Genomic DNA, 3,440 nt, shown 5'->3' on the forward strand with positions numbered 1-3,440 from the left:
CCGGAATATCATGACCAAAGCGCCGGGCCAGGGCCAGCGCCCGGTCCAGCCAGCGCCGGTCGCCCGTCGCGTCTGACACGGCGAGGCAGGCCTCAGTCGTATGCATGTTGCCATTGGCGCCGCGATAAGCTTCGGGATCGGACCAGTCGGCAGCGAAGGAGGGCTGCATGACCTGCTCGTCCTCGATCCAGAAGTGCTGGTCGATGACGTCCATGGCGGCTCGCATCAGCTCCTCCCCCCGCACCATTTCGGCCATCGTTGCCGAGGCGCCTGCAAGGGCGATGAAGGCATGCAGATAGGCCATCTTGCGCGAGGCGCCCGAGGCATCTTCGAACCAGCCACGGGACGTCTGATCGCGCAACGGCCCGTCGAGAAGCGCCGTGATACCGTGGACGGCGAGAGGCGTTGCGCCCGGCACGCCCATGATCGCGGCGAGGCTGTAGCAGTGCACATTGCGTGCAGTGATAATACTTTGCGGCGTATCATCGACGAGCTGTCCATCATTGCCCAGCGTGGCAAAGCCGTCGGGCGCGCGCGCGCGGGCGTAATGCCGCAAGAGGCGGCGGCCCTCGGCGCGCAGCCATTGGCGGTGATCCTCGCGGTCTGCCCATGCAGGGGTCCGCAGGCTCTCCGCCTCCAGATCAGCCATTGGTGATCATGCCACCATTCACATGCAGCGTCTGTCCGGTCACGAAGCTGCTGTCCTGACAGGCAAGGAAGACGTAGGCCGGGCCGAGTTCGCGCGGCTGGCCCATACGCCCCATGGGAGACGACATTTCCTCCAGCATCTCTTTATCGAAATCCTTGAAGACGAGCTGGATTTCTGTCGCCACTGGGCCCGGCGCAACCTGATTGACGCGGATTCCCCGCTCCAGAAGCTCGAGCGCCAAGGCACGCGTATAGGCCACGATCGCCCCTTTGGTGGCGGTATAGGGCACGAGCGCAGCGTTCCCGACATAGGCGTTCACCGAGGTCGTATTGATGATGCTGGCGCCTTCGGACATGTGCTCGAGCGCGGCACGGGTCGTGTAGAAGATGCCGTTCATGTTGACGTCGAAATGCTTTTGCCAGTCAGCGTCGCTAATCTCGGCCTGGCTGTCGAAAGGCTTCTGCATCCCGGCATTGTTGACCAGAACATCGATCCCGTCCCAGGCGTCAATCACGGCCGCGACGGTGGCGGCGCAGCTGTCAGAATCTGCGGTGTCGCCTTGCAGAATGAGAGCCTCAGCCCCTTCCGCCTCGATCCCCGCGCGGGTCTCTTCGGCGCTCTCGGCGTCTGAGTGATACATGATGGCGACGCGCGCGCCCTCACGGGCCATATGAAACGCGACGGCGCGACCAATGCCACTATCGCCCCCGGTGATCAGAACGCGCTTGTCCTTCAACTTTCCGGCCGCCTTATAGGCGTCAGTGATGTATTCCACGGGCGGCAACAGGTCGTCGAGGTGATCTGTCATCATGGTCTCCTTGGGTGTGGGCCGCTGGCCCCTTGATGAGTGCGCCGCAAATCGCTTGGCCGCTCTGGTCACTCAACGGGAGATCTCGGGGACAGTTCCTCCGAATCTTGGATACGACGGCACGGGTTTGCCCGAAGGCAAAATTCAACAATTCCGAAATAGTGCGTGCTTGATGGTTTCGGCGTCACGGCGCCAGCAAACCGGAACAAAAAAAGCCCCGCAGGGCGAACCTGCGGGGCTGTTTGGGATGTTATGCCATCAAGCGACTAGCGCTCATCGTCATCGTCATCGTCGATCATCTGGTCCATGCGGAAGAGACGCGGATCGACATTCACATTGGTCGAGATGTCCTCAAGCGCGACCAGCGTGGCCTGCTTGTTGCCATCGATGGCGCGCCAGCTGAGCAGCTGATAGTTCGACGCATCGAAATAGAGCGTCACGCTACCCTCGGACTCGCCGCTCTTGTCCTCGACCGTGATGGCAATATTGCTGTCGGTCCGGCGGACTTCGGTCACGCGGGTCTCGTTTTCGAAGTCGAGCTGATCATCCAGAATGATATTCAGCGGCGTCGACGCGATTGGCACGCGGTCCACCGTCTCAAGATCGCTGTCTTCCATGGCGACAGTCGTGCCATCGGCCACGATCAGGATCGGCGTTGGATCATCATAATCGAACCGCATGCGGCCGGGGCGGCGCAGCGCGAAGTCGCCTTCGGTCACAGATCCGTTTGGCGAAACCTGCACAAAGCGGCCCTTCGCGGTCTTCGCAGCGGCGAGCGAATTGGCGGCCGCTTTCAGGATCGCCCGGCGGTCGGTCGCCGAGACGGCACTGGTCGCGCTGCGTTCCGGGGCAACATCGCTGCGCGGCGCTTCGATTTCGGCGGCCGGCTCGATCGTCGGTTCGGCCTGCGCGAGAATTATGCGTGGCTGAGGCTCGATTACCTCGCTGCGCGGGTCCGTTTGAGGGGCGGGCTTGGTCACAGCGGCTGGCTTGGTCTCGACAGCTTTCTCGATGGAGACAGGCTGGGGTGTCTTTGGCGCAGATGCTTCATAGCTCACGGCAGCGACAAGCTCGGTCACCGGCTGCGCCGCGAGCTTGAAATGGTCCACCTGGTAAGCCAGCGGACTGCTGCCCATCAAAAACAGGGCTGCGATTGGGGTCATAAGAAAGGTCATGTCTTTCTCCCGTGTTGGACCAGAGAGATAGCAAGCCAGGCGCCAGAAAACAGGGCAGAAAAAAGGTATTTCCGCCCCGTTTCGTTGTCGGCCATTCAGCCTCGAGGATGGAGGCGTGTGCGATGAACCGAAAATGTACCGGAATTACCCCGTTTTTAGCCTGCCAAATGGCCCCTATTCGGACGGCTCGGCCCGCGCAAGAATCTCACGTTTGCCGGCATGGTTGGGCGCTGAAATCACGCCTTCTTCCTCCAGCCGCTCAATCAGCGTAGCCGCCTTGTTGTACCCCACTTTGAGGCGCCTCTGGAGATAGGAGGTCGAGGCACGTTTGTCGCGCAGGACGATCGCCATGGCCTGGGCATAGAGGTCATCTTCGCCGTCACCGGTCGACACGCCGAGCATCGCATCCATGATTGCACTGCCCGTGCCGCCTTCTTCAGGCTCTTCGAGGATGTCTTCATTATAATCCGGCTCGCCCTGCTCTTTCAGCCAGGAGACGACGGTTTCCACCTCTTCATCCGACACGAAAGGCCCGTGCAGACGCTTGGTTTTGACGCCTGCTGCCTGATAGAGCAGGTCGCCCATGCCGAGCAGCTGTTCAGCGCCCTGTTCGCCGAGAATGGTGCGCGAATCGATCTTCGTCGTGACCATATAGGAAATGCGGGTCGGGAAGTTCGCCTTGATCGTCCCTGTAATAACGTCGACAGACGGGCGCTGCGTCGCGGTGATGAGGTGAATGCCGGCTGCCCGCGCCATCTGCGCCAGGCGCTGAATGCATCCCTCGATTTCCTTGCCGGCGACCATCATC

Annotated in this window: 4 protein-coding genes; all 4 read right to left on the bottom strand. The window is 61.4% G+C overall.

The annotated features are described in order from the left end of the window. Positions 1–649: AGE family epimerase/isomerase (locus tag WA989_RS16660; protein WP_424341602.1), on the bottom strand; the 649-nt coding region annotated here is incomplete at its 3' end. Beyond that, positions 642–1,457, bottom strand: coding sequence for an SDR family oxidoreductase (locus tag WA989_RS16665; protein ID WP_424341603.1), 816 nt, complete (start codon positions 1,455–1,457; stop codon positions 642–644). The genes WA989_RS16660 and WA989_RS16665, both read right to left, overlap by 8 nt. Positions 1,458–1,723: 266 nt before the next feature. Beyond that, positions 1,724–2,632, bottom strand: coding sequence for an outer-membrane lipoprotein carrier protein LolA (locus WA989_RS16670; protein WP_424341604.1), 909 nt, complete (start codon positions 2,630–2,632; stop codon positions 1,724–1,726). 174 nt (positions 2,633–2,806) lie between these two features. Continuing rightward, positions 2,807–3,440, bottom strand: a 634-nt coding sequence (locus tag WA989_RS16675) for a DNA translocase FtsK (RefSeq protein ID WP_424341605.1), incomplete at its 5' end; no start/stop codon positions are given.

Origin of the sequence: Henriciella sp. (assembly GCF_049649345.1) — a bacterium.
Lineage (GTDB): Bacteria > Pseudomonadota > Alphaproteobacteria > Caulobacterales > Hyphomonadaceae > Henriciella.